Consider the following 24,760-nt stretch of genomic DNA (forward strand, 5'->3'; position numbering starts at 1 on the left):
GCTTGCCCGCGATGAGGCCAGTCGCCTCAGCGAAAATTTCAAGGAAAACAACCATGCTCCAACTGATCCTCGGCGGCGCCCGCTCCGGCAAGAGTCGCCTGGCTGAAAAACTCGCCATCGACAGCGCCCTGACCGTCACCTACATCGCCACCAGCCAGCCATTGGATGGCGAAATGAGCGAGCGGGTGGCTCATCACCGTGCCCGTCGTCCTGCCGAGTGGGCACTGATTGAAGAACCCCTGGAACTGGCTCGGGTACTGCGTGAAAGCGCCCGTGCCGACCGCTGTCTGCTGGTGGATTGCCTGACCCTGTGGTTGACCAACCTGCTGATGCTCGACGATGCCGAGCGCTTGCAAGCCGAGCGTGATGCCCTGCTGGACTGCCTGGCAGCGTTGCCGGGTGAAATCATTTTTGTCAGCAACGAGACCGGAATGGGTGTCGTGCCGCTGGGCGAATTGACTCGCCGCTATGTCGATGAAGCCGGTTGGCTGCATCAAGCTCTGGCTGAGCGTTGTCAGCGTGTCGTCCTGACCGTCGCCGGCCTGCCCCTGACTCTGAAAGGAACTGCGTTATGACTCAATCCTGGTGGCTGAACCCGTGCAGGCCGGTCGATACCCAAGCGCTCAAACAGGCCCTGGCGCGGCAACAGCAACTGACCAAGCCGGCCGGTTCCCTTGGTCAGCTGGAATCGGTGGCGGTGCAACTGGCGGGGTTGCAGGGGCGGGTCAAGCCGAGCCTGGAGCAGGTGTGGATCGCGATATTTGCCGGCGACCATGGTGTGGTCGCCGAGGGCGTGTCGGCATTTCCCCAGGAAGTCACCGGGCAGATGCTGCTCAACTTCGTCAGCGGTGGTGCGGCGATCAGCGTACTGGCGCGGCAACTGGGTGCTTCCCTTGAGGTGGTTGACCTTGGCACGGTGACGTCGTCGCTGAACCTGCCCGGTGTGCGTCACCTGAACGTCGGCCCGGGCACGGCGAATTTTGTACAGGGGCCGGCCATGACCGCAGCCCAGGGACAACTCGCTTTGCAGGCCGGCCGTGACAGCGTGCAGCGGGCGATTGCCACCGGTGCGCAGTTGTTCATCGGTGGAGAAATGGGCATCGGTAACACCACCGCCGCCAGCGCCCTGGCCTGTGCCTTGCTCGATTGCCCGGTGGGCCATTTGACCGGGCCTGGCACCGGGCTCAACGCCGAAGGTGTCAGCCATAAAGCCCGGGTGATCGAGCGCGCCCTAGCATTGCACGCCGCACAGCGGGGCGATGCCTTGCAGACCCTGTTCAACCTCGGTGGCTTCGAGATTGCGGCGCTGGTCGGTGCCTATCTCGCCTGTGCTCAAGGCGGTGTCGCGGTGCTGGTGGACGGCTTCATCTGCAGTGTCGCTGCGCTGGTTGCGGTGCGCTTGAATCCCGAATGCCGTCAGTGGCTGTTGTTCGGTCATCGCGGTGCCGAGCCGGGGCATCGTCATGTGCTGGAAACCCTGGATGCGCAACCCTTGCTCGATCTTGGTCTGCGGCTTGGTGAAGGCAGTGGCGCGGCATTGGCTGTGCCGCTGTTGCGTCTGGCGTGCGACCTGCACGGGCAGATGGCGACCTTTGCCGAAGCCGCCGTGGCAGATCGTCCGGCATGACCCTGCGCGTGGATCTGTTGCGTCACGGTGAAACCGAATTCGGCGGTGGCCTGCGCGGCAGCATCGATGATGCGTTGACCGAAACGGGCTGGGCGCAGATGCGCGCCGCCGTGGTCGGGCAAGGGCCATGGGACCGGTTAGTCAGTTCGCCATTGCAGCGTTGTGCGCGGTTTGCCGAGGAACTTGGTGCACAACTGGGTGTGCCGGTGCTATTGGATAAAGACCTGCAAGAGTTGCATTTCGGTGCCTGGGAAGGACAGAGCGCGGCGGCGTTGATGGAGACCGACGCGCAGGCGCTGGGCTTGTTCTGGGCCGATCCTTACTCGTTCACGCCGCCTCAGGGCGAGCCGGTTGCGGACTTTTCGACACGGGTGCTGGCAGCGCTGGAGCGTTTGTACGCGACCTGTGCTGGTGAGCGCATTCTGCTGATCAGCCACGGCGGGGTGATGCGCCTGTTGCTGGCACATGCTCGCGGGTTGCCGCGAGAGCAACTGCTCAACGTTGAGGTCGGGCATGGCGCGCTGTTTTCGCTGACGATGGAGTCCGCTGGTATGTTGAAGGAAGTGCGCTGACCATGTTGCCATTCTGGATCGCCCTGCAATTTCTCAGCAGCCTGCCGATTCGCCTGCCGGGCATGCCTGAGCCTGGGGAGCTGGGGCGGTCGCTGTTGTTTTATCCGCTGGTGGGATTGCTCTTTGGCGTGATTTTGTGGGCAATGAACTGGCTGTTGCAGGGCACACCGGCGTTGTTGCACGCGGCGTTATTGCTGAGCGTCTGGGTACTGCTCAGCGGCGGGTTGCATCTCGATGGTCTGGCGGACAGCGCCGATGCCTGGCTCGGCGGTTTTGGCGACCGCGAGCGTACGCTGACCATCATGAAAGACCCACGCAGCGGGCCGATCGCCGTGGTGACGCTGGTGATGGTGTTGTTGCTCAAGTTCACTGCGCTGCTGGCGTTGATCGGGCAACCGAATTCGCTGGCATTGATCATCGTGCCGTTGATCGGTCGCAGCGCGTTGCTCGGCTTGTTCCTGACCACACCCTATGTGCGTGCCGGTGGCCTGGGGCAGGCATTGGCCGATCATCTTCCGCGCTCGGCGGGCAGGCAGGTGTTGGCGGTCAGTGCACTGGCCTGTGTGCTGATTGCCGGTTTGAGTGGTGTGCTGGCGGTGGTGTTGGCGGTTCTCGGGTTTGTCTGGTTGCGGCTGGTGATGCTGCGGCGGCTCGGTGGAACGACGGGCGATACGGCAGGGGCAATGCTGGAGTTGCTGGAAGTTGCAGTGCTGGTAGGCTTGGCGCTGTTCTGATGGGGTTGTGTTGAATGTTCTGGCCCCTTCGCGGGCAAGCCCGCTCCCACAGGGTTTCTGTTTTGTTGGCAAAATAGTGGGCACACCGACGATCTCTGTGGGAGCGGGCTTGCCCGCGATGGCTATCTGGCAGGCGCCACTTCCCATGTAACTTGATTTAACACGCTCGCGGGTATATACACGCACCATGCTCGATTCCCAATGTTTATGCATCAACCTGCGTCGCGCCGCCCGTGGCGTCAGCAGGCATTACGACGGCGCTCTCGACGGCTTCGGGATCAACGTTGCGCAGTATTCTTTGCTGTGCAATCTGCAGCGTCTGGATCAGCCGAGCATTTCAACCCTGGCCGAGGCCATGGGCCTGGATCGCAGCACCTTGGGGCGCAATTTGCGGGTGCTGGAGGGGGAGGGCCTGGTGACACTGGTCGAGGGCGAAGACATGCGCAACCGCATCGTCCTGCTGACCGAGGCCGGGGCGGAGCGTCTCAAGGCTGCCTTGCCGGCCTGGGAAGCCGCACAGCAGCGCTTGATCGATCGCCTGGGGGCCGAGAAGCGCGAAATCTTATTGAAGCTGCTGGACGAACTGGCGTGACGCCGGTTTTTCCGAACATAAGCGGGTATATACCCGCTACCGGAGAACAACAATGACATCGATGTGGCGTACGTGCGGTTGGGTTCTGTTGGGGAGTGCGCTGATTCTTGCGTTGTCTCTGGGGGTTCGACATGGCTTCGGGCTGTTTCTGGCGCCGATGAGTGCCGAGTTCGGCTGGGGTCGTGAAGTCTTTGCCTTCGCGATCGCCTTGCAGAACCTGATCTGGGGCCTCGCCCAGCCATTCACCGGTGCGCTGGCCGATCGCTTCGGCGCGGCGAAAGTGGTGCTGATCGGTGGCGTCCTGTACGCGGCCGGGCTGATTTGCATGGGGCTCTCCGACTCGGCGGTTACCCTTTCCCTGAGCGCCGGCCTGCTGATCGGTATCGGTCTGTCCGGCACGTCGTTCTCGGTGATTCTGGGTGTGGTCGGCCGCGCAGTACCGCCGGAAAAGCGCAGCATGGGCATGGGGATCGCCAGTGCTGCCGGCTCGTTCGGCCAGTTCGCGATGTTGCCCGGTACGCTTGGTTTGATCGGATGGCTTGGCTGGTCCGCGGCGTTGCTCGCGCTGGGCTTGCTGGTGGCGCTGATCGTACCGCTGGTGAGCATGCTCAAGGACAAGCCATTACCCGTCCTGGGCCACGAACAAACCCTTGGCGAAGCACTGCGCGAAGCCTGCTCGCATTCCGGATTCTGGCTGCTGGCGTTCGGCTTTTTTGTCTGCGGATTCCAGGTGGTGTTCATCGGTGTGCACTTGCCGGCCTATCTGGTGGATCAGCATCTACCGGCCACGGTCGGCACCACGGTGCTGGCGCTGATCGGCCTGTTCAACATTTTCGGCACCTATACCGCCGGGTGGCTCGGCGGGCGGATGTCCAAACCGCGTTTGCTCACCGGTCTGTACTTGTTGCGGGCGGTGGTCATTGCGTTGTTCCTGTGGGCACCGGTGACCACCACCACGGCCTACCTGTTCGGCATGGCCATGGGCTTCCTGTGGCTGTCGACGGTGCCATTGACCAACGGTACGGTAGCGACCTTGTTTGGCGTGCGAAACCTGTCCATGCTCGGCGGGATTGTTTTCCTGTTTCACCAGCTCGGTTCGTTCCTGGGCGGCTGGTTGGGCGGGGTGGTGTATGACCGAACCGGGAGTTATGACTTGATCTGGCAAGTGGCAATTCTCTTGAGCCTGTTGGCCGCTGCCCTCAACTGGCCGGTGCGTGAACGGCCGGTGGCGCGCCTGCAAACACAGATGAGTGCGACATGAACAGACTTTGGCCCCGGATCGCTGTAGCCGCCGTCTGCGCCTTGTTGCTGGCGTTGTCGTGGTGGGGCTGGCATCAGGGCGGGCTGGCGTTGATGCAGTTGGGCATGGGGGCTTGCTAGTGAGCGGCGAGGGCGAGTAACGTCGCTTTTGACGAATTATCAAGGAGGCTCGAGATGCTCAAGCGCTGGTGTGCTGTTCCCGCGTTGCTGATGGCGTTGTCCGGGCCGGCTTGGGCCGCTGACTGTCCGGAGGTGCTGCAGGGCTCGCTGCCGAAGTTGCGGGCCAAGGAGTCCATCGACCTGTGCCAGCGTTACGCCGACAAACCGCTGGTGGTGGTCAATACCGCCAGTTTCTGCGGCTTCGCACCGCAGTTTGAGGGCCTTGAGGCACTCAATCAGCGCTACAAGGGGCAAGGGCTGGAAATACTCGGCGTGCCGTCAAACGACTTCAAGCAGGAGTCCAAAGACAGCGCCGAGACTGCGAAAGTCTGCTATGCCAACTACGGCGTGACCTTCACCATGACTGAGCCACAGAAGGTTCGCGGCGAAGACGCAACGCACTTGTTCAAAGTCCTCGCCAGTCAAGCCAGTGCGCCGAAGTGGAATTTCTACAAGTATGTGGTCGATCGCCAGGGCAAGGTGATCGCCAGTTTCTCCAGCCTGACCAAGCCGGATGATCCCGAGTTCATCGCCGCGGTAGAAAAAGCCCTGGCTTCGCCACCGCTCGCTTCGACCCCCTGATCGACGCCCACTGAAAAGCCCCGCCTCTATAAAGAGAGCGGGGCTTTTTTTGATTCCGATGGCGAGCGGTTCAGGCTCGCCGGGAATCATCAGAAGCGGTAGGTTGCACCGAGACCGAAACCGTTCGCGTAGTTTTCATACTTGGCGTTGTATTTCTGATTACGGAAATCGTCGGTTTTGTTGTCGATCTTGACCGACTCTTCGCGCAGGTACGAATACGCCAGGTCGATGGTCAGGTCGTCGGTCGGGCTCCAGCCGGCGCCCACGCTGAAAATCTTGCGATCGCCAGTCGGGATGCGTGGGGAACGGTCAACGTTGTTGGTCGGTGCCTGGTCAACGGACAGACCGGTACGCAGTACCCATTGCTTGTTCAGCTGGTAAGACGCGCCGATGGCGTGAGCCCAGGTGTCGTGCCAGTTCTGTTCTTCGGTGATGGTGCCGAACTGGCCATTCAGAGCGGGTGGAACACCTGTGTTTTCAACGGTGATTTCTTTCAGGCGGCTCCAGCGGGTCCAGGTGCTGCCTGCGTACAGAGTCCACTTGTCGTCGAGCTGGTGAGTGACCGAGAAGTCCACCGATTCAGGTGTGGTCAGGTCCAGCGAAGCGTCGTACTTCTGGTTCGGATTCTGGCCGACCTGGCGCAGAAAGTCGTAGTTGACCTTGGTGTCACCTTCGAGCTTGTACTTCACTTTCGAGTGGTAGGTCAGGCCGACGCGAGTGCTGTCGGTGGCTTGAACCAGCACGCCGATGTTGTAGCCCAGCGCGGTGTCGTCACCTGTGATCTTGACCTTGCCATCTGGCTGGGACTGGGTGATCGACAGGTTCGATTCCAGGGTGCCGTCGATGCGGTTGATGGTCGGGCCAAAACCGATGGAGACCTTGTCGTTGAAGGCGTAGCTGACAGTCGGTTGCAGGGTGACGATTCTAACTTCGCTCTTGCTGCCGAAGTAGCGGCCGGCAAAGTTGTTTTCGTAGTCGGTGACCAGACCGAATGGTGCGTACACGCCGATACCGAAGGCCCACTGGTCATCGATTGGCTTGACGTAATAGCCCATCGGCACGCCCATGAAGGGGACCATGTCACCCTTGTTGGTGCCGCTGTTCGGACTGGAGCTGGCATCACTGATGTCGGTGTGCGCGTCGATAAATGCAACGCCGCCGGTCACTTGTTCGCGTTTGAGGCGAGACATGCCGGCAGGGTTGCCAAAAATGGTGGATGCGTCGTCGGCAGAGGAAGATCGCCCGGCAAAACCTGACCCCATCCCGCTGATGCTTTGTTCGTTGAGGGCAAAGCCACTTGCGAAAATCTGGGTGGATGCCATGGCAACGGCGAGACTAATGGTGGTTTTGAGCATTACTTTTTTCATTATTAGAACTCCTGGTGATCACCGGGGCGAAAATTACCAACATTTTCGTCCCGGCGCCATAGGCTGGATGCCTTGATTTAGAGCGGTTTTGTAGGACAATCCGACCAAAATCACCACATGTTGCGCGATGTTTGGATCCAGAAGTATCAGCAGGCTACCTGATTCAGGGGTGAAACACAGGTTTGCCAGGCACTGGTGAAATCACGCAGACGCCCCTGGGGGTGAAATGTCTGGCGCCAGATCCTGGCCATGCCCAACAGATCATCAGGGGAGGGGAGGGGGGTATTCTGTTCTTCCACCAGCAGCCAGGCGATGGCTGTGGCGTAACGCAGGTTGACGGTCAACTCGAGGTGCGGCCCGCTCAGAAATGCATGCTGGCTGGCCAGACCGCGGACCAGGCTTGCACGCTCCGGATCAAGGGCCAGGTAATGGTCCCAAAGTGCCTGGTGGCGGGGTTCGGCGATGCGGTACAGGCCGTGCCCACGGCGGTCATGCAGGGCGGAACCAAGGGCTGACTGGCTGGCGGCGATGCCCAGCAGCAGGGATTCGGCAGTAGCGCTATGGCGTCCGAGGTAGATCAATGTCGGACGAATCACATAGCGGCACAGTTCGCTGGCAGCGATACCCATAAAACCCTCGAAACCTGAATTGGACGGCGATACCTGAAGGGGGCTTGGCAGCTGTGAATCGGTTCAGGCTCGCCGCAAGCGGGTCAAGCCGCTTGAGTTGAAGTGTAGTGTCATATTCGCGCTGTAAAGGACTGTTTTTAAAATATTTCCAGCGACCAGTTATAGCCCTTATATCGGATCGTGCTTAGTCGTGGTTCGAGTGTGGGGAAACATCGGGCAATAAAAAGCCCTGCTTTTCGGGCAGGGCTTTCGGGTTTTTCAGCCTTTCTGGCGTTTCAGGCAACCAATGCCTGACGGGTACGCTCGATCACGGCCTGCAGCGGCTCGGCGCTGGAGTATTGATCGGGGTACAGGCGTTCGCTGTGACGAGCGATGCCGTGTTCGTTGACCAGGGTGAAGCTGAAGCAGCCTTTGCGAGCGGCCATGATCAGGCAGTTCATTGGTGCAAAAGCGTTGGTTAGGGTGCGAATGGCATCCTGAGTGTGGATTTGAGTAGACATTATTGGGTGTTCCTACAAATGACACGGATAAGAACCGTGCAACGTTAAAACGTTCCAGTAACGTCGATCACCATTGATCGAACGAAGAACCCGACTGGAACAAAGCAGCCAGTTTGAAGCGCTGATAAGTTGGCGCGCTTGGGCTGGCAGGTAGGTACTTAGGAGGGCAGGCAACACATCGAGGGCAAAGGTTCTGGGCCCGGGGTGAAGATCCTGATCAATTTGCAGGTTGGTTCGAGCAGAGTAGGCAGGCGGAGCAACACCCTTCGCTTTCGATTCAAAGGTTGTGTCGGCGCAAGATTTACCTGGAAACCATCGAGGTGGTCGATCCCGCTTGTTCGGTGGAGGCTTCCTTCGGGAAGGCTGACCGGGGGGATTTGTTCGACCAGAATTGACTTTCAGCTTGGTACTAACGCCGCGGATACTAACGGATTGAACTGGCCAAGGGAAGTGTGATAGCAAAAAGAATTTCCCTGCGGGTGCTGTTTTGCCTTGTAGATAAGCGCATGAAGCGGCGCTGCCTCCAATTGATACGCCCTGTAGCAGAGCAGAATCCGACCATCGGTCTTCGATGTTGGTAGCAACGCAGCTGTCTAAATACCGGGTTTGCCAGGGCTTATCCCCAGGCATGACCAAAAAACGCGCCGAAAAAGTGCATTGATATAACCGTCGCAGAGGCACTTGTGCACATTAGTTGCAGAGTCTGTCACCCCGCTGTCATCTCACGTTCAAGCGCAATCGCTGCCTGTAACCAAAATTTAAGTCAATGAAAAACATCGCTTTTTTTTACTGGTGAAAAAATCGTCAGTTTGACTGCGAACCCCATTCCACAGGGCTTTGAGCGGGTTCAGAGACGGTTGTCCACTGAGTTATCCACAGCTTCTGTGGATTGTCCCGAGCGCTTGCTCTAGGACGGGCGTGCCGGGACATTTTCAGCTTTACCTGTAAGAAAAAGAGAGTAAAGTTGCGCGCCTTCCGATCTGCCCCACAGTGCTTTATGAAGTTTCGCTCAGCTCCTGTTTCCTCTACCTCCACACCACCCTCTGTTGCCCCTACCAAGCGTTTTTCCATGCGCGTGGCAGAGTGGCTGTTGGACAGTCCGCACCTGGGCGAAAACCCTAACGTCAAACACATCGCCGGACGTCTGCTCAAGCAACCGGCCCGTGAGGGTGTGGTGGCTGCGCAAAGTCGCCTTGGCCAGCTGATGTGCCGCGAATGCGGGAATGCCCGGGACCGCCGTATCGGTCAGGACCTGCTGCGTCAGGCCGCTCGGGCTGGCGATCGCCGCGCTCAACAGGAACTGGGGCTGATCGAAGACTGAGCTGTCCAAGACCGGACGCCTTGGTTAACCTTCAGGCTTTATCCGAATGGCAGGAGTGGCTATGGCAATGGACTTGACCAGCGTATTGCTGGGTCTGGCAGCGGCAGGGTTGCCGTTGCTGGTATTGGCCTGGCAACTTCAGCGGCGGGCCAGCACCACGCAGGCAGACGTTGCACTGCTGCAGGAGCGCCTGGCCATGGCGCAACTGGCACAGGACGGCTTGAATGCACAACTCGAGTCCAGCCGCGATGAAATCGCTGATCTGACCCAGGCCAACTCCGCCAAGCAGGCTGATCTGGCTGCGCTGCGTCGTGAAGTCGAACTGCTGCAGATCGAGCGCGACGACGCCCGGGACGCCGCCCATGCGTGGAATATCGAACGCGCTGGCAAGGAAGCCGAACTGCGCCGTCTGGATGCCCAGGCCGCGTCGCTCAACGCCGAATTGCGCGAGCAACAGGACAGCCATCAGCAACGCCTTGACGACCTGCAAGGTTCGCGGGACGAATTGCGTGCGCAGTTTGCCGAGCTGGCGGGGAAGATTTTCGATGAGCGCGAGCAGCGTTTTGCCGAAACCAGCCAGCAGCGCCTGGGACAGTTGCTCGATCCGCTCAAGGAGCGCATCCAGTCCTTCGAAAAGCGCGTCGAGGAAAGCTATCAGAACGAAGCTCGTGAGCGTTTCTCCCTGGCCAAGGAACTGGAGCGCCTGCAACAGCTGAATTTGCGCTTGAGCGACGAAGCCACCAACCTGACCCGCGCCTTGAAAGGGCAGAAGACCCAAGGCAATTGGGGCGAACTGATCCTTGAGCGCGTGCTCGAGCATGCAGGGCTGGAGAAGGGCCGCGAGTACCAGACTCAGGTCAATCTCAAGGGACCGGACGGCGAACGCTTCCAGCCGGACGTGATCATTTACCTGCCGGGCGACAAGCAGGTGGTGGTCGACTCCAAGGTCAGCCTGACGGCCTATCAGCAATACGTGGCGGCTGAGGACGAGGCTATTGGCCAGATCGCCATCAAGCAGCACGTGCTTTCATTGCGCAATCACGTTAAAGGCCTGGCCGGCAAGGATTACAAGCGCCTCGATGGCTTGCACAGCCTGGATTTCGTGTTGCTCTTCGTGCCGATCGAGGCGGCGTTTTCTGCCGCGTTGCAGGCTGAGCCGACGCTGTTTCAGGAGGCATTCGACCGCAACATCGTGATCGTCAGTCCCACCACGTTGTTGGCGACCCTGCGTGTCATCGACAGCCTGTGGAAACAGGAGCGCCAGAGCCAGAACGCCCGGGAAATCGCCGAGCGGGCCGGGTGGCTGTACGACAAGTTCGTGCTGTTCATTCAGGATCTGGACGAGGTCGGCAATCGCCTGCAGCAACTGGACAAGGCTTACAGTTCGGCACGCAACAAGCTGACAGAGGGGCGTGGCAACCTGGTCAGTCGCAGTGAACAACTCAAGCTGCTGGGGGCACGGGCGAGCAAGAGCCTGCCGGCGGATTTGCTGGAGCGGGCGATGACCGATGTGGATGGGTTGGTCGAATTGCCGGAGTAGCCCTAGGTCGAGCGTGGACCCTGTGGCGAGGGGGCTTGCCCCCGTTGGGCCGCGCAGCGGCCCCCATACCATTTGGATTGTCTGACGACTGCTACGCAGCCGAACGGGGTGGTGCGGCATTCCGACAAGCCCCCTCGCCACAGGGTTTTGAGTCAGCCCGGGTTACAACGGCAAATACCGACTCAACAACGCCCGCAAAGCCGCCGGTTTCACCGGTTTGGCCAGGTAATCCAGCCCTGCTGCATGCACCTTGTCGACCGTCTCCGGCCGGCCATCGGCGCTGATCACCACACCAGGAACCGGCTCGCCCATTTGCGTGCGCAACCAGGCCATCAGATCGGTTCCGGTTTCGCCATGATCGAGGTGGTAATCCACCAGCGCCAATTGCGGGCGCATGCCTTCGCCCAGCAGTGTTGCGCATTCCTCGCGATTGCGTGCGGTCCAGACCTGGCAACCCCAGCGGCTGAGCAAGCTGTTCATGCCGATCAGGATGCTGTCCTCGTTATCGATGCACAGCACCTGTGCGCCATTGAGCAATTTGCCATTGAGCTCGGCGACTTTGACCGGCGCTACGGTTTGTGCCCGGGCCAGCGGTACGCTGACGCTGAACACGCTGCCACGTCCCGGCCAGGAGCGCACGCGCAAGGTATGACCGAGCACGCGACATAGCCCGTCGGCAATGGCTAGCCCAAGGCCGAGGCCTTTTTCGGCCCGTGTCTGGTGGCTGTCGAGGCGCTTGAACTCTTCGAAAATCACCTGTTGTTTATCTTCCGGAATACCCGGCCCGCGGTCCCAGACTTCCAGACTCAATGCTTCCTTGTGCCGACGAACGCCCAGTAGTACTGGCCCTTTGCCGTAGCGAAACGCATTGGTCAGGAAGTTCTGCAAAATTCGCCGCAGCAGTTTGATGTCGCTGTCGACTCGCAGCGTGCTGCCACGAACGCGGAACTCCAGGTCTTGTTCCTGCGCCAGCACCTTGAACTCTGCACCGAGGGTGTCGAACAGTTCGTTGAGCGCGAACGGCTGGCGATTCGGGTTGATTTTGCCGTTCTCCAGGCGGGAAATGTCCAGCAGGTCGCTGATCAGGTCCTCGGCCGAGCGCAGCGAGCTGTCCAGGTGTCCGACCAGTTTCTGCGCTTCGCCGGAGAGTCCATCGTGCTGATGGGAGAGGGCGGCGGAGAACAGGCGTGCCGCATTCAGCGGTTGCATCAAGTCATGGCTGACGGCCGCGAGAAAGCGGGTCTTGGACTGGTTGGCCGCCTCGGCGGTGCCCTTGGCTTCGGTCAGGGCGACGTTGAGCTGCGACAGTTCGTGGGTCCGTTCGGTGACCCGTTGCTCCAGGCCTTCGTTGGCTTCGGTCAGCGCCTGTTCGGCTTCGCGGAACGCAGTGATGTCGGTGAAACTCATGACGAAGCCGCCGCCCGGCATCGGGTTGCCGATCAACTCGATGACCCGGCCGTTGGGGAACAGGCGCTCGGAGGTATGCGCGCGGCCCTGGCGCATCCAGTGCAGGCGACGTGCGACGTGAACTTCGGCTTCGCCAGGGCCGCACAGGCCGCGCTCGGCATTGTGGCGAATGATGTCGGCGATCGGCCGACCGACACTGATCAGGCCGTCCGGGTAGTTGAACAACTCCAGGTAGCGACGGTTCCAGGCCACCAGTTTCAGCGACTGGTCGACCACGCTGATGCCCTGGGTGATGTTCTCGATGGCGCCTTGCAGCAAGGCGCGGTTGAATTGCAGCACCTCCGAGGCTTCGTCGGCGATGCGCACGACGTCTTCCAGTTGCATCTCCCGGCCCTCAATGGCGGCTTTTACCACCGCGCGGGTCGAAGAGGCACCCAGCACACCGGCCAGCAGGCGTTCGGTATGGGCGATCCATTCCCCGTCAGCGTTCTGGCTCGGGTTGAAGCCTTTGCCCTGGCGATAGGCAAAGCGGATGAAGCTTTGACGGGCGCGTTCTTCGCCGACGAAGCGCGCCGCCAGCTGCAGCAGGTCGTCGATCTGCACTGCCAGCATCGAGCGTGCGCTGGGGCGGGCACTGATTTCCTGGCCGATGAATCGGCCCGCCTGCCAGTGCTCGGAAACCCGGGTGCGCGACAGCACCGAGACCCAGGCGAACAGCGTGAAGTTGCCAGCCAGCGACAGCACTACGCCTTGGGTCAGCGGGGTGATCGGCAGGTTCAGTGGATTGCTGTGCAACCAGGCCAGCCCCGGGAATGAGCTCAAGGAAAGGCCGAGGCTGAGGGCGGCAATCGGCAGGATCAGGGTGTAGAACCACAGGAAGGTGCCTGCGGCGAGGCCGGCGAAAACGCCGCGGCGGTTGGCCTGTTTCCAGTACAGCGCACCGAGCATGGCAGGGGCCAGTTGGGTCACGGCAGCGAAGGCGATCTGGCCGATGGTCGCCAGGCTGGCGGTCGAGCCCAGCAGGCGGTAACTGACGTAGGCCAGCAACAGAATGACCACGATGCTGACGCGGCGCACCGACAACATCCACTGGCGGAACACTTCGAACGGGCGCTCGGCGTTGTTGCGACGCAGCAGCCAGGGCAGCAGCATGTCGTTGGACACCATGGTCGACAGCGCCACGCTGGCCACGATCACCATGCCGGTGGCCGCCGATGCGCCACCGATAAACGCCAGCAGGGCCAGCGCCGGATGCGCCTGCGCCAGGGGCAGGCTGATGACAAACGAGTCCGGCAACACCGAACTGGGCAGCAGCATCTGGCCGGCCAGGGCGATCGGCACGACAAACAATGCAGCCAGGGCGAGGTAGGCCGGGAATACCCACTTGGCCAGGCGCAGATCCTGGGGATCGATGTTCTCGACAACGGTCACGTGGAACTGCCGCGGCAAGCAAATGATCGCCATCATCGCCACACCGGTCTGCACCACCATCGACGGCCAGTTGATGGTTTCCTTCCAGTACTGTTCGAGACGCGGCGCCAGCATGGCCTGGTCGAACAGGTCGTCGAAACCGTCGTACAGGCCGTAGGTCACGAACGCGCCGACCGCGAGAAACGCGAACAGCTTGACCAGTGACTCGAAGGCAATGGCCAGCACCATGCCGCGGTGGTGCTCCGTGGCGTCGAGGTTGCGGGTACCGAAAACGATGGTGAACAGCGCCAGCACCAGCGATACGATCAGCGCCGTGTCCTGGGCCCGGGTGCCCATGGCGTCGGCGCCGGCACCGATCAGCAGGTTCACGCCGAGCACAATGCCTTTGAGCTGCAACGCGATATAGGGCAGCACGCCGACCAGGCAAATCAGCGCCACCACCACCGCCAGCGACTGGGATTTGCCATAGCGCGCGGCGATGAAGTCGGCGATCGAGGTGATGTTCTCCTGTTTGCTGATCATCACCATTTTCTGCAGGACCCACGGCGCGCCGACGAGCAACAGGATCGGCCCGAGGTAGATCGGCAGGAACGACCAGAGCTGTTCGGCGGCCTGGCCCACGGCGCCGAAGAACGTCCAGCTGGTGCAATAGACCGCCAGCGACAGGCTGTACACCCAGGCACGCACACGCGGCGGCAAGGGCGCGCTGCGACGGTCGCCATAGAAGGCGATGGCGAACATGATGGCCATATAGGCCAGGGCGACGACGGCAATCAGCCCGGTGGACAGCGGCATGGGGACTCCAGACAAAGACACCCGGGCCTCTCGCCCGGACAGACAGTCTCGCACGACCGCCAGCGTTAGTCAGTGTCGACCAAGGTCGCGGCGTGGCGGGGTGTCGCAGGTTGATTTTCAGTGTCTGGACTGGCCTTGCCACATTCCACCAGCGCTTGGATCCGGGTTAGCCTTGGCCTCCTCTGAGCTCACTCGAAGGATCGGACCATGAAGATCATCCGCAGCAAATCGTTCACTGGCGAGCGTGCCTGGGCCGCGCTGGACATCGCCAGCATGAACGGCATCACCACGCGGCTGCATTGGACCGATCAACCCTACAAATGGCACGTCAACGACGGCGAGGAAGTGTTCGTGGTGCTCGATGGCCAGGTGCGGATGCGTTATCGCGAAGAGGGGGTGGAGCGGGAAGCGTTGCTGGAAGTCGGTGACATTTTTCATGCCTCGGTTGGTACTGAGCATGTGGCGCATCCGGTAGGGCCGGCTCGGATATTGGTGGTCGAATCGGAGGGTAGTGTCTGACCATATATAAGTATTATCGATAAGATATAGAGATATTACCCGTTATATAGATATTCTATTCGGATCTAACATGGGCTCCACCTCACGAGAGGACAGGAGTTCGCCATGACATGCGCCAATAGCATCAAGCCCGGAATCAAACCTTTCAGTCACTTGCAGCATCCCCGCGAAGTGATCCGCCAGTTCACCCCCAACTGGTTCGCGGCCACCATGGGCACCGGTGTGCTGGCGTTGGCACTGGCGCAATTGCCGGTCGCCATGCCCGCCTTGCGCGCCTTTGCCGAAGCCCTGTGGCTGTTCAACATCGCGTTGTTCCTGCTGTTTACGGCGTTGTACGCCGCGCGTTGGCTGCTGTTTTTCGACGAAGCACGACGGATCTTCGGACACTCCACGGTCTCGATGTTTTTCGGCACTATCCCGATGGGCCTGGCGACCATCATCAACGGCTTTCTGGTGTTCGGCCTGCCGCGCTGGGGCGACGGTGTGATTCACCTCGCCGAGGTGCTGTGGTGGCTGGATGTGGCGATGTCGCTGGCCTGCGGTGTGCTGATTCCCTACATGATGTTCACGCGTCAGGAGCACAGCATCGACCAGATGACCGCCGTCTGGTTGTTGCCGGTGGTCGCTGCAGAAGTGGCGGCCGTCAGTGGTGGCCTGTTGGCGCCGCATTTGGCCGACGCTCACTCACAACTGGTGGTGCTGGTGACCAGCTACGTGCTCTGGGCATTTTCCTTGCCGGTGGCCTTCAGCATCCTGACCATTCTGTTGCTGCGCATGGCCCTGCATAAATTGCCCCATGAAAACATGGCCGCCTCGAGCTGGTTGGCCCTTGGCCCGATCGGCACCGGCGCGTTGGGCATGCTGGTACTGGGCGGCGATGCACCGCTGATTTTCGCGGCCAACGGTTTGCCGGGCGTCGGTGAGATTGCTGCGGGATTGGGCCTGGTGGCCGGTATCACCCTGTGGGGCTTGGGCCTGTGGTGGATGCTGATGGCGTTGCTGATCACTGTGCGCTACCTGCGGGCCGGCATCCCCTTCAATCTGGGCTGGTGGGGCTTCACCTTTCCGTTGGGCGTCTATTCTCTGGCGACGTTGAAGCTGGCCAGTACCTTGAACCTGACCTTTTTCAGTGTGTCTGGCTGTGTGCTGGTGGCGTTGCTGGCGGTGATGTGGCTGATCGTCGGCAAGCGCACGGTGCTGGGCGCCTGGCGTGGTGAACTGTTTGTCTCGCCATGCATTGCCGGTTTGAAGAAATAACCGACAAAGATTAGGTAAGGTGTGGCCTGGATCGAGTTTCGATACTCCAATTACAGTATCCAGGCCACTCTCTACATAATCAGGGACACATGGAAGATGAGTCACCCCTCACAGTTCACCTTGTTGCGTACCCGGCGCTTCCTGCCGTTCTTCATTACCCAGTCCCTTGGGGCATTCAACGACAATGTGTTCAAGCAGTCGTTGATCCTGGCGATTTTGTACAAGCTGACCATCGAGGGTGACCGCTCTGTCTGGGTCAACCTGTGTGCGCTGCTGTTTATCCTGCCGTTTTTCCTGTTCTCGGCCCTGGCCGGGCAATTCGGGGAAAAGTTCGCCAAGGACGCGTTGATCCGCCTGATCAAGCTTGGGGAAATTGCCATCATGGCGGTCGGCGCCGTCGGTTTTCTGTTCGATCACCTGTCGTTGATGCTGCTGGCGCTGTTCGCCATGGGCACCCATTCGGCGCTGTTCGGGCCGGTGAAGTACTCGATCCTGCCGCAGGCCCTGCGTGAGGAAGAACTGGTCGGCGGCAACGGCCTGGTGGAAATGGGCACCTTCCTGGCGATCCTCGCCGGCACCATTGGCGCCGGGGTCATGATGTCTTCGGCGCATTACGCACCGGTGGTGTCCGCGGCGATCATCGGCATTGCCGTGCTCGGCTACCTGGCCAGCCGCAGCATTCCCCGGGCGGCGGCCGCCACGCCGCAAATGCGCCTGAACTGGAACATTTTCAGCCAGTCCTGGGCCACATTGAAACTGGGCCTGGGGCAAACACCGGCGGTGTCACGCTCGATTGTCGGCAACTCATGGTTCTGGTTTGTCGGGGCGATCTATCTGACGCAGATCCCGGCTTATGCCAAGGAATGGATGCACGGCGACGAAACCGTGGTGACGCTGATTCTGACGGTGTTCTCGGTTGGTATCGCATTGGGTTCGATGCTGTGCGAGAAGCTTTCCGGGCGCAAAGTCGAGATTGGCCTGGTGCCGTTCGGATCGTTCGGCCTGACCGTCTTCGGTCTGCTGCTGTGGTGGCATTCCGGTGGAATTCCGGACAGCGCCGCCGGCCATGGCTGGATCGACATCCTCGGTTTCGGTCACACCTGGCTGGTGTTGCTCGACATCCTCGGCCTGGGCGTCTTCGGCGGTTTCTACATTGTGCCGCTGTACGCGCTGATCCAGTCGCGCACGGCGGAGAACGAGCGGGCGCGGGTGATTGCCGCCAACAACATCCTCAACGCGCTGTTCATGGTGGTGTCGGCGATTGTCTCGATCGTCCTGTTGAGCGTGGCCAAGCTGTCGATCCCGCAGTTGTTCCTGGTCGTGTCGTTGCTGAACATCGGTGTCAACGCCTACATCTTCAGGATTGTCCCCGAGTTCACCATGCGTTTCATGATCTGGCTGCTCAGCCATTCCATGTATCGCGTGGAGCACCGCAATCTGGACCTGATCCCCGACGAAGGCGCGGCGCTGCTGGTGTGCAACCACGTGTCGTTCGTCGACGCCTTGCTGATTGGCGGCGCGGTACGTCGGCCGATTCGCTTTGTGATGTATTACAAGATCTACAACCTGCCGGTACTGAACTTCATCTTCCGTACCGCGGGGACGATTCCGATTGCCGGGCGCCAGGAAGACATCCAGATATATGAACAAGCCTTCACGCGCATTGCCCGGTATCTGAAGGACGGGGAGCTGGTGTGCATCTTCCCCGAGGGCAAATTGACCGCCGATGGCGAGATCAACGAGTTCAAAGGCGGGCTGACGCGGATTCTCGAAGAGACGCCGGTGCCGGTGATTCCGCTGGCCTTGCAGGGGTTGTGGGGGAGTTTCTTCAGCCGCGATCCGGGTAAAGGGCTGTTTCGCCGGTTGTGGTCGCGGGTGACGTTGGTGGCCGGGCCGGCGGTGGCGGTTGAGGTGGCGCAGCCGGTGAAGTTGCAGGCGTTGGTGGGGGATTTGCGCGGGGCTGTTAGATAACAGTTGTATATGCAGGCCCCATCGCGGGCAAGCCCCACAATAATCGCAGGTGTACACAAAATGTGTGATTCACCTCCGGCCCTGTGGGAGCGGGCTTGCCCGCGATGCCGTCAGTGGCCTAAGCGCTGACCTTCAGGCCAACAAGCCCGGAAATGATCAACGCCACACTCGCCAACCTCACCAGCGCCATCGACTCGCCAAACAGAATGATCCCGGCGATCACTGTGCCAACGGCGCCGACACCGGTCCAGATCGCATAGGCCGTACCCAGCGGTAGTTCCTTCATTGCAAGGCCGAGCAGGCCAAGGCTGATAGCCATGGCCGCAACGGTCAATACAGTGGGGAGCGGGCGGGTGAAACCGTCGGTGTACTTGAGGCCGACGGCCCAGCCGACTTCGAAAAGGCCGGCGAAAAACAGAATGATCCAGGACATGAAGACCTCCATCGTCTGACGGGGTCGTCCCCTGATTAATGACTCGATCGAGCCGCGAGGTCGTCCTCGCGATGGGCAATATAGTGCCCAGCATTAACCCGGGGATCAAGTTTTCCAGTCAGTCGCTGACCTGTTGTGCCGGCATTTCCCGATCCTGTTTCTCGCTCATGCGACGGAAATACGTGGAGAGCAATGCCCCGGAAATGTTGTGCCAGACACTGAACAATGCACTGGGCACTGCCGCCAGCGGCGAGAAGTGTGCACTGGCCAACGCGGCGCCCAAGCCGGAGTTCTGCATGCCGACTTCCAGGGCCAGGGACTTGCGCTAGGCCAGTGGCAGCTTGAACAGGCGCCCTGTGAAGTAACCCAGCAGGTAGCCAAAGCTGTTGTGCAGCATGACCACGACCATGATCAACAGGCCCGACTCGGCAATCTTCGCCTGGCTGGCGGCCACCACTGCCGTGACAATGATCACGATGCTGACCACCGACACCAGAGGCAACACGTCCACGGCATGTCGAACCTTGTCGCCGAGTACCCGTTGGGCAACCACGCCCAGCACGATCGGCAACAGCACCACTTGCAGGATCGACCAGAACAACTCCATGAACGACACCGGCAACCAGGCCGAGGCCAGCAACCAGATCAGCGCCGGCGTCAGCAGGGGGGCGAGGAGGGTGGTGACGGCGGCGATGGCCACCGACAGCGCCAGGTCGCCACGGGCCAGCCAGGTCATCACGTTCGACGAGGTGCCGCTTGGGCAGCAGCCGACCAGAATCACACCGACGGCGATTTCCGGCGGCAAGTGGAACGCCTGGCAGAGCAACCACGCCACGCCCGGCATGATCACGAAATGGGCAACCACGCCCAGGGCCACTCGCCAGGGATGGCGAGCGACTTCGGCGAAGTCTTCGAGCTTGAGGGTCAGGCCCATGCCGAACATCACCAGCCCCAGCAGTGGCACGATGGCGCCTTTGAGGCCGAGGAACCATGCCGGTTCCAGGAACGCCACGACAGCGAAAATCAGTACCCAGTAGGCGAAGGTGTTGCCGACAAAACGACTCAATGCAGCCAGTGCACGCATGGCCTGATCCTTGTTTTAAGTGACGCTACAAAACCCCTGTAGGAGCGAGCTTGCTCGCGATGGTGTGTCAGACAAAGAGGGGCGACTGACACACCATCGCGAGCAAGCTCGCTCCTACAGAAGAGATCGCTAGCCTTTAGATCCCCTGCGGAGTCTCTTCACCACCCAGCGCTTCAACCAGCGCCGGCAGGAAGTCGCCGAAGGTCAGCATCATCAGGGTGAAGCTGGCGTCCAGTTGGCCCAGGGCTTCGTCGCCGCCGTCCTGTTCCGCCTGGTCCTGCAGCAGGTCTTCGAACTTCAGGCGCTTGACCACCATCTTGTCGTCGAGGACGAACGACAGCTTGTCCTGCCAGGCCAGGGACAGTTGAGTGACCACTTTGCCGGTGCTCAGGTGCAGCTGGATTTCTTCGCTGGTCAGGTCCTGGCGCTTGCAACGCACAATGCCGCCGTCTTCGTGGGTGTCGCGCAGTTCGCACTCGTCCAGCACAAAGAAATCGTCCGCGGCTTTCTGCGTGGTGACCCACTCGGTCATGGTCGCGGTCGGCGACATTTTCACGGTCAGCGGACGCACCGGCAGGGTGCCGATCACTTCACGCAAGGTCGACAGCAAGTCTTCGGCGCGTTTCGGGCTGGCCGAGTTGACCAGGATCAGGCCCTGTTTCGGCGCGATGGCGGCGAAGGTCGACGAGCGGCGGATAAAGGCGCGGGGCAGGAAGGCCTGGATGATTTCATCCTTGATCTGATCGCGTTCCTTCTTATAGACCTTGCGCATTTGCTCGGCTTCGATCTCTTCGACCTTTTCCTTGACCGCGTCACGCACGACGCTGCCTGGCAAAATACGTTCTTCCTTGCGCGCGGACACCAGCAGGAAGTCACCGCTGACGTGCACCAGTGGCGCATCTTCGCCTTTGCCGAACGGCGCGACGAAACCGTAGGTGGTCAACTCCTGGCTTGCACATGGGCGCGCCAGTTTGGTGGCCAGTGCAGTTTCCAACGCCTCGGCATCAACAGGCAGATCTTGGGTCAGGCGATAGATAAGCAGGTTTTTGAACCACATGGGGTGAGTCTCTCCTTTATACAAAGGGGGGCATTATTGTCTTCGCCGTGCCATAGGCCAACCTTTCTCTAAGCCTTTGGAAGGCCTGAGAAAATTATTTAAAAAAGTGCTTGCCAGAGGTTGGGTCGCTCCGTAGAATGCGCGCCACACCGAAGCGAAGGGTGATTAGCTCAGCTGGGAGAGCGTCTGCCTTACAAGCAGAATGTCGGCGGTTCGATCCCGTCATCACCCACCATTCGTTTTATGTGTTTAGCGCAGCGGTAGTTCAGTCGGTTAGAATACCGGCCTGTCACGCCGGGGGTCGCGGGTTCGAGTCCCGTCCGCTGCGCCATATTCGGTAACCTGGAACACTGAACGCCAGGTCACCACGGAAAAACCCGCGATAGCGGGTTTTTTTCTGCCTCAAGTTTGTACGTTGTACCCGCGGGATGTGTCGTTTTACCGGTTTTCGGATTTATTTGAAAAAAACTTCAAATAAATCAACACTTTACGAAAACTTGTGGCATAATGCGTCCCGTAACGAAGCGAAGGGTGATTAGCTCAGCTGGGAGAGCGTCTGCCTTACAAGCAGAATGTCGGCGGTTCGATCCCGTCATCACCCACCATTCGTTTCAAGCGTTTCGCGCAGCGGTAGTTCAGTCGGTTAGAATACCGGCCTGTCACGCCGGGGGTCGCGGGTTCGAGTCCCGTCCGCTGCGCCATATTCGGTAACCTGGAACACTGAACGCCAGGTCACCACAGAAAGCCCGCCTTGTGCGGGCTTTTTGCTGTCTGGCATTTGGCCGGCCTTCAAAGCGATCCCGGGATCGCTTTTTTTGTGTCTGCGCAGTTATTGCTCGGCGTTGCGGCTGTGTCGGTAGTCGCTGACAGCTTCATACACGGCTTTGCGCAGGCGATTGATCCCGCCGATGGGACGGTGTGCCTCGATACCGAACCAGGGATTGAATGACTGGTTGTCGCATTGCAGGTTCAGTGCCGGTGTATCGAAGTCCTGCGCCGGCACCCTGATCTGCGCCACCGTCTCGAAGGGCGCATCGCTTTCGCGCCATTCAATGCTGGTGTCTTCAATCGGCATGTACTTGTTGGCGTCCTGTCGCTGGATTTGCAAGACGAAACACGCGGGTACCCGGTCGGTCGACAACTGTTGATTGAGCGCATTGCGCAGGAAGTTCGGCAACTCGCGGTTTTGTTCCGGCAGGTTGTAGGCCGGGCAACTGCCCGGATCGGGCATGACCCGGAACTTCGCATTGGCTTCACCGAATTTGTAGGGTGAAACCGAAAAGTACGTTGTCCGGGTTGGGCTCGATGGAGCAGGGGACAACGTCGCCAGGGCAATAAACAGGTGGCGAACCTGCCACGAACGCGGATCCCACCCCGGAAAGAACGCCATCATTTTTTTACCCTCGGCCTGGGCAGCGACGTTCTGACGGTATTCGGCCACGTCACTTACAAAGAAGTTCGGATGGCTGAACATCACAAAGTCCTGTTCGCTTCGCCCCGGCTGATCGCTCAAGAGTTGTTTGCCCGGAACATCGAACAGCTTGATCGCCATGCCCCGGGCGTCGCGGATGCTGTCGAACTGCGGGTAGGCATTGCCATTGGACAGGCGCATCGTCGCTTGCCAGGTTTTGCCCGGTTCGCTGAACACCCCCTGGCGCAATTCGCTGGCCAGTTCCGGTAACACCTGGACTTCGGCTTTGACGCAACCGTGGGCCTTGGCGTGGGCATCGCGCAGGTAGCGGGTGCTTTCGCGGTGCTGATCGACGATGCGCACGGCGGTCTGGATGATATCCCGGGTCATTGCGGCTTCACCGTCCGCAATCGACTCTTGCGCCGAGACCGGTCCGCGCTGCTGCCAGGCAAACCAGGCGGTGGCCAATGCCCAGCCAAGCGCGCCGAGAACCAGCAGCCACAGCAACAGCTTGCCGATGAAGGCGCCCAGGCGCAGCCAGAGTGTAATCAGCATGAGAGCGTCCTTTTGGCCGAGTTCATGGTCATGGCAATTGCGCTTCCAGCGGGCCGCCCAGCACTTTCAGATACTCCAGCAGTGCCCAACGCTCCTGTGGCTGCAACCAGCGGCCGATCACGCCATTGCCGAGTTTGCCGGCACGGAATTCATGACCACTGTTGTGGTTGCCGGTGATTCGCGTGTCGAACAGAAAACCATTGGTAAAGGCTTCGGTGCGGTAACCCAGGTGTCTCGGGTCATATTCGAAAGTGCCTTTGTAGAACGTGGTTGCTCGCTCATTCTGAGGCGACAGCAATTGATAGATGCTCGGTACCGAGCCGTTGTGCAGAAACGGCGCTGTCGCCCATACACCCGCCAACGGCCTGGCCTTGTACGAACGCAATTCGCGTACGCCGATTGGCAGGCCGAAACCGTCCATTTCCGGGTGCTCGGCGGGGGTGACATTGGCGTCCCGATAGGCGCGGTCGCGGACAAATGCAGTGACATAGGCCAGCCCCTTGGCTACGGACATCTTGCTCAGGTCCAGTGGTTCGTCGGGTTTTGGCTCCACATCAAGTTTTTCCAGTTCCGCCTGCTTCCATTGCAGCGCCGTCAGGTCAAAGCGATGGTCGGCGATGTTGTTGGCCGCGCCCGGGTCTGTGCCGATGTCATCCACCGGGAGCATTTTCAGGTGCTGAACGTATCGTCCCTCGCCCTGGGTGGTACGCGGTACATGACAGCCCGCGCAGTTTTCCGCGAACAGGGTGCGCCCCTTGGCAGCCAGCGGCTTGTCGATGGTGCCCAGCAGGTCTTCAGGCCAGGCCGGAGGCGAGAGTCGTTGCAGGGTTTGTTCGATCAGGTGCAGGTCGCGCACACGGACACTGGAGGGATAGCGGGCATCGCCCATCAGCGGCTGGCCGTTCTGGTCGAAGAAGTTCAGCGTGGCACCGACGCCCAACGCCTCGCCGATGTTGCGGGCCATCGGTTGTTTCGCCGAGCCGTTCCACTGCACCCATTCGAACGTCCACATGTCCCACAGCTGCGGATAATCGACCGGAGCGTTGGCCACGCGATAGTTGTCGGGGGAAATCGCGTCACCGAAGCTGGCGTTGGCAATGCGCCCGAAGGCATCGGTGCGGCCCGGGCCTTCCTCGGTTGGATAGAGCCCGCGATGGGTGTCGTTCCAGGCCACTTTGAGGAATGTATCGAGTGAAGCCTTGAATTCTTTGCGCAGTTGCTTGTGGCGCGTCTCGTAGTCCTGGCCCAGTACGTTGCGTGCGAAACGTTCGAATTTCCACGGGTTGTAGTAGGTCGAGACCAGGCTGGCGACCAGTGCTTGTCCGAAACTGCCCCCTTTGAGCGTAGGAACGCTGGACGGCAGGACATGCTGCGCCGAACCGCCGTCGATACGCACGGCTTGCCCCTTGAAGCGCAGTTCACCGGTGTGGCAGGCCGCACAGGTGATATCCAGAAACACCTCCGGGCTGCCGGCATTCTGATGCCGGGTAAAGCCTGCGGGGAGATTGCCGGGGTTGTTCGGCGTCGGTTTCTGGCCGGGGTCCACCAGAAAACCGAAGCGCGCGAGGTACTCGGAGGCGGCAAAGCGTTGCTGCGAGAAGGGCAGTTCGAGGGCGGTGAACCAGTCATAGCGCAAGCCTTTGACCTGGGTGCCCTGGGGGGTGAAGTAATAAGTCTCTCGGTCGACGGCGCTCCATTGCTCCAGGTAATGCACCTGTCGGGCAGGCGACCAGGCCGGCAATTTCGGATTGGCGACGTAATAGAGAACCACGGCCAGGGCCAGCCCGAGCAGGACTGCGATGAGAACCAGCAAGCGTAGGAAGAGGCGCAAGATAAACATCCTTGTCGAATTATCATGCCGTTATGCCCGAGTGCCCAAGGTGCGGCAAGAGGCCATTACGCCAGATTGCAGGTTCAGCAATCAGCCCCTGTCGGAACAAGATGAAAGAAGCTTCAT

The 24,760-nt window shown here is 60.4% G+C and carries 21 protein-coding genes, 4 tRNA genes and 1 pseudogene; 17 read left to right on the top strand and 9 right to left on the bottom strand.

Features of this window, described 5'->3' with window-relative positions:
• The first annotated feature begins 53 nt into the window (after window positions 1–53).
• The 8 genes from cobU (at window position 54) to Q8X48_RS06650 (ending at window position 5,526) form a co-directional block, all read left to right on the top strand.
• Window positions 54–575, top strand: coding sequence for a bifunctional adenosylcobinamide kinase/adenosylcobinamide-phosphate guanylyltransferase (cobU, locus tag Q8X48_RS06615; RefSeq protein WP_095963914.1), 522 nt, complete (start codon window positions 54–56; stop codon window positions 573–575).
• On the top strand, window positions 572–1,627 hold the full coding sequence (gene cobT, locus Q8X48_RS06620) for a nicotinate-nucleotide--dimethylbenzimidazole phosphoribosyltransferase (protein ID WP_407799492.1): 1,056 nt from the start codon (window positions 572–574) through the stop codon (window positions 1,625–1,627). Before cobU ends, cobT begins: the two co-directional genes overlap by 4 nt.
• Window positions 1,624–2,199, top strand: a complete 576-nt coding sequence (cobC, locus tag Q8X48_RS06625) for an alpha-ribazole phosphatase family protein (RefSeq protein WP_407799493.1) — start codon at window positions 1,624–1,626, stop codon at window positions 2,197–2,199. The genes cobT and cobC overlap by 4 nt, the downstream gene beginning before the upstream one ends.
• A 2-nt stretch (window positions 2,200–2,201) precedes the next feature.
• A complete protein-coding gene (locus Q8X48_RS06630; protein WP_407799494.1) occupies window positions 2,202–2,933 on the top strand; it encodes an adenosylcobinamide-GDP ribazoletransferase in 732 nt (243 codons plus the stop codon).
• 187 nt (window positions 2,934–3,120) lie between these two features.
• The gene (locus Q8X48_RS06635) at window positions 3,121–3,525 is read left to right on the top strand and encodes a MarR family winged helix-turn-helix transcriptional regulator (protein ID WP_007984513.1); all 405 of its coding nucleotides are present in this window, start codon (window positions 3,121–3,123) and stop codon (window positions 3,523–3,525) included.
• A 52-nt stretch (window positions 3,526–3,577) separates the two neighbouring features.
• On the top strand, window positions 3,578–4,786 hold the full coding sequence (locus Q8X48_RS06640) for an MFS transporter (RefSeq protein WP_015096156.1): 1,209 nt from the start codon (window positions 3,578–3,580) through the stop codon (window positions 4,784–4,786).
• Window positions 4,783–4,905, top strand: a complete 123-nt coding sequence (locus Q8X48_RS06645) for a hypothetical protein (protein WP_263288213.1) — start codon at window positions 4,783–4,785, stop codon at window positions 4,903–4,905. Before Q8X48_RS06640 ends, Q8X48_RS06645 begins: the two co-directional genes overlap by 4 nt.
• Window positions 4,906–4,959: 54 nt before the next feature.
• Window positions 4,960–5,526, top strand: coding sequence for a glutathione peroxidase (locus Q8X48_RS06650; protein WP_407799495.1), 567 nt, complete (start codon window positions 4,960–4,962; stop codon window positions 5,524–5,526).
• A gap of 89 nt (window positions 5,527–5,615) precedes the next feature.
• On the opposite strand, the gene Q8X48_RS06655 is transcribed toward Q8X48_RS06650, so the two are convergent.
• The 3 genes from Q8X48_RS06655 to Q8X48_RS06665 all read right to left on the bottom strand — a co-directional run bounded on the left by Q8X48_RS06655 (window position 5,616) and on the right by Q8X48_RS06665 (window position 8,022).
• Window positions 5,616–6,893, bottom strand: coding sequence for an OmpP1/FadL family transporter (locus tag Q8X48_RS06655; RefSeq protein WP_407799496.1), 1,278 nt, complete (start codon window positions 6,891–6,893; stop codon window positions 5,616–5,618).
• Between the two features lie 146 nt (window positions 6,894–7,039).
• Window positions 7,040–7,522: a hypothetical protein gene (locus Q8X48_RS06660; RefSeq protein WP_007977587.1), complete on the bottom strand. Its 483-nt coding sequence runs from the start codon at window positions 7,520–7,522 to the stop codon at window positions 7,040–7,042.
• Between the two features lie 275 nt (window positions 7,523–7,797).
• Window positions 7,798–8,022: a hypothetical protein gene (locus Q8X48_RS06665; RefSeq protein ID WP_007898912.1), complete on the bottom strand. Its 225-nt coding sequence runs from the start codon at window positions 8,020–8,022 to the stop codon at window positions 7,798–7,800.
• A gap of 997 nt (window positions 8,023–9,019) precedes the next feature.
• Here Q8X48_RS06665 and Q8X48_RS06670 point away from each other — a divergent pair.
• Window positions 9,020–9,343: a sel1 repeat family protein gene (locus tag Q8X48_RS06670; protein WP_015096151.1), complete on the top strand. Its 324-nt coding sequence runs from the start codon at window positions 9,020–9,022 to the stop codon at window positions 9,341–9,343.
• 175 nt (window positions 9,344–9,518) lie between these two features.
• A complete protein-coding gene (gene rmuC, locus Q8X48_RS06675; protein ID WP_217838453.1) occupies window positions 9,519–10,883 on the top strand; it encodes a DNA recombination protein RmuC in 1,365 nt (454 codons plus the stop codon).
• 162 nt (window positions 10,884–11,045) lie between these two features.
• On the opposite strand, the gene Q8X48_RS06680 is transcribed toward rmuC, so the two are convergent.
• On the bottom strand, window positions 11,046–14,516 hold the full coding sequence (locus Q8X48_RS06680; protein ID WP_407799497.1) for a hybrid sensor histidine kinase/response regulator: 3,471 nt from the start codon (window positions 14,514–14,516) through the stop codon (window positions 11,046–11,048).
• Between the two features lie 207 nt (window positions 14,517–14,723).
• Between Q8X48_RS06680 and Q8X48_RS06685 the strand changes: the two genes are divergently transcribed.
• The 3 genes from Q8X48_RS06685 (at window position 14,724) to Q8X48_RS06695 (ending at window position 18,263) form a co-directional block, all read left to right on the top strand.
• Window positions 14,724–15,035: a cupin domain-containing protein gene (locus Q8X48_RS06685; RefSeq protein ID WP_126046640.1), complete on the top strand. Its 312-nt coding sequence runs from the start codon at window positions 14,724–14,726 to the stop codon at window positions 15,033–15,035.
• Between the two features lie 105 nt (window positions 15,036–15,140).
• Window positions 15,141–16,292 carry a TDT family transporter gene (locus Q8X48_RS06690; RefSeq protein WP_407799498.1) on the top strand — a complete coding sequence of 384 codons (1,152 nt, stop codon included), beginning with the start codon at window positions 15,141–15,143 and terminating at the stop codon, window positions 16,290–16,292.
• 96 nt (window positions 16,293–16,388) lie between these two features.
• Window positions 16,389–18,263: an MFS transporter gene (locus Q8X48_RS06695; protein ID WP_407799499.1), complete on the top strand. Its 1,875-nt coding sequence runs from the start codon at window positions 16,389–16,391 to the stop codon at window positions 18,261–18,263.
• Window positions 18,264–18,381: 118 nt separating this feature from the next.
• On the opposite strand, the gene sugE is transcribed toward Q8X48_RS06695, so the two are convergent.
• The 3 genes and pseudogenes from sugE to rdgC all read right to left on the bottom strand — a co-directional run bounded on the left by sugE (window position 18,382) and on the right by rdgC (window position 20,837).
• Window positions 18,382–18,696, bottom strand: coding sequence for a quaternary ammonium compound efflux SMR transporter SugE (gene sugE / locus Q8X48_RS06700; RefSeq protein WP_007977599.1), 315 nt, complete (start codon window positions 18,694–18,696; stop codon window positions 18,382–18,384).
• Window positions 18,697–18,814: 118 nt separating this feature from the next.
• Window positions 18,815–19,780: pseudogene (locus Q8X48_RS06705) on the bottom strand (bile acid:sodium symporter family protein).
• Window positions 19,781–19,916: 136 nt separating this feature from the next.
• Entirely contained in the window at window positions 19,917–20,837 is a 921-nt protein-coding gene (rdgC, locus tag Q8X48_RS06710) for a recombination-associated protein RdgC (RefSeq protein WP_007969735.1), read from the bottom strand.
• A 159-nt stretch (window positions 20,838–20,996) separates the two neighbouring features.
• Here rdgC and Q8X48_RS06715 point away from each other — a divergent pair.
• The 4 genes from Q8X48_RS06715 (at window position 20,997) to Q8X48_RS06730 (ending at window position 21,538) form a co-directional block, all read left to right on the top strand.
• Window positions 20,997–21,072: transfer RNA gene (locus Q8X48_RS06715), tRNA-Val, on the top strand.
• Between the two features lie 19 nt (window positions 21,073–21,091).
• Window positions 21,092–21,168 (top strand) — tRNA-Asp (locus Q8X48_RS06720).
• A gap of 198 nt (window positions 21,169–21,366) precedes the next feature.
• Window positions 21,367–21,442, top strand: a tRNA-Val gene (locus tag Q8X48_RS06725).
• Window positions 21,443–21,461: 19 nt separating this feature from the next.
• Window positions 21,462–21,538: transfer RNA gene (locus tag Q8X48_RS06730), tRNA-Asp, on the top strand.
• 128 nt (window positions 21,539–21,666) lie between these two features.
• Here Q8X48_RS06730 and Q8X48_RS06735 read toward each other — a convergent pair.
• Both Q8X48_RS06735 and Q8X48_RS06740 read right to left on the bottom strand, forming a co-directional pair.
• The gene (locus Q8X48_RS06735) at window positions 21,667–22,803 is read right to left on the bottom strand and encodes a catalase family protein (RefSeq protein WP_407799500.1); all 1,137 of its coding nucleotides are present in this window, start codon (window positions 22,801–22,803) and stop codon (window positions 21,667–21,669) included.
• Between the two features lie 28 nt (window positions 22,804–22,831).
• Window positions 22,832–24,634: a di-heme-cytochrome C peroxidase gene (locus Q8X48_RS06740; RefSeq protein ID WP_407799501.1), complete on the bottom strand. Its 1,803-nt coding sequence runs from the start codon at window positions 24,632–24,634 to the stop codon at window positions 22,832–22,834.
• Between the last annotated feature and the right edge of the window lie 126 nt (window positions 24,635–24,760).

This window comes from Pseudomonas sp. QLc11A (genome assembly GCF_052112305.1).
GTDB lineage: Bacteria > Pseudomonadota > Gammaproteobacteria > Pseudomonadales > Pseudomonadaceae > Aquipseudomonas > Aquipseudomonas laurylsulfatiphila.

Bases quoted from the DNA above. Each gene is read 5' to 3' on its own strand.
- cobU (WP_095963914.1), top strand. From the start codon at position 54: ATGCTCCAACTGATCCTCGGCGGCGCCCGCTCCGGCAAGAGTCGCCTG.
- cobT (WP_407799492.1), top strand. From the start codon at position 572: ATGACTCAATCCTGGTGGCTGAACCCGTGCAGGCCGGTCGATACCCAA.
- cobC (WP_407799493.1), top strand. From the start codon at position 1,624: ATGACCCTGCGCGTGGATCTGTTGCGTCACGGTGAAACCGAATTCGGC.
- Q8X48_RS06630 (WP_407799494.1), top strand. From the start codon at position 2,202: ATGTTGCCATTCTGGATCGCCCTGCAATTTCTCAGCAGCCTGCCGATT.
- Q8X48_RS06635 (WP_007984513.1), top strand. From the start codon at position 3,121: ATGCTCGATTCCCAATGTTTATGCATCAACCTGCGTCGCGCCGCCCGT.
- Q8X48_RS06640 (WP_015096156.1), top strand. From the start codon at position 3,578: ATGACATCGATGTGGCGTACGTGCGGTTGGGTTCTGTTGGGGAGTGCG.
- Q8X48_RS06645 (WP_263288213.1), top strand. From the start codon at position 4,783: ATGAACAGACTTTGGCCCCGGATCGCTGTAGCCGCCGTCTGCGCCTTG.
- Q8X48_RS06650 (WP_407799495.1), top strand. From the start codon at position 4,960: ATGCTCAAGCGCTGGTGTGCTGTTCCCGCGTTGCTGATGGCGTTGTCC.
- Q8X48_RS06655 (WP_407799496.1), bottom strand. From the start codon at position 6,893: ATGAAAAAAGTAATGCTCAAAACCACCATTAGTCTCGCCGTTGCCATG.
- Q8X48_RS06660 (WP_007977587.1), bottom strand. From the start codon at position 7,522: ATGGGTATCGCTGCCAGCGAACTGTGCCGCTATGTGATTCGTCCGACA.
- Q8X48_RS06665 (WP_007898912.1), bottom strand. From the start codon at position 8,022: ATGTCTACTCAAATCCACACTCAGGATGCCATTCGCACCCTAACCAAC.
- Q8X48_RS06670 (WP_015096151.1), top strand. From the start codon at position 9,020: ATGAAGTTTCGCTCAGCTCCTGTTTCCTCTACCTCCACACCACCCTCT.
- Q8X48_RS06680 (WP_407799497.1), bottom strand. From the start codon at position 14,516: ATGCCGCTGTCCACCGGGCTGATTGCCGTCGTCGCCCTGGCCTATATG.
- Q8X48_RS06685 (WP_126046640.1), top strand. From the start codon at position 14,724: ATGAAGATCATCCGCAGCAAATCGTTCACTGGCGAGCGTGCCTGGGCC.
- Q8X48_RS06690 (WP_407799498.1), top strand. From the start codon at position 15,141: ATGACATGCGCCAATAGCATCAAGCCCGGAATCAAACCTTTCAGTCAC.
- Q8X48_RS06695 (WP_407799499.1), top strand. From the start codon at position 16,389: ATGAGTCACCCCTCACAGTTCACCTTGTTGCGTACCCGGCGCTTCCTG.
- sugE (WP_007977599.1), bottom strand. From the start codon at position 18,696: ATGTCCTGGATCATTCTGTTTTTCGCCGGCCTTTTCGAAGTCGGCTGG.
- rdgC (WP_007969735.1), bottom strand. From the start codon at position 20,837: ATGTGGTTCAAAAACCTGCTTATCTATCGCCTGACCCAAGATCTGCCT.
- Q8X48_RS06735 (WP_407799500.1), bottom strand. From the start codon at position 22,803: ATGCTGATTACACTCTGGCTGCGCCTGGGCGCCTTCATCGGCAAGCTG.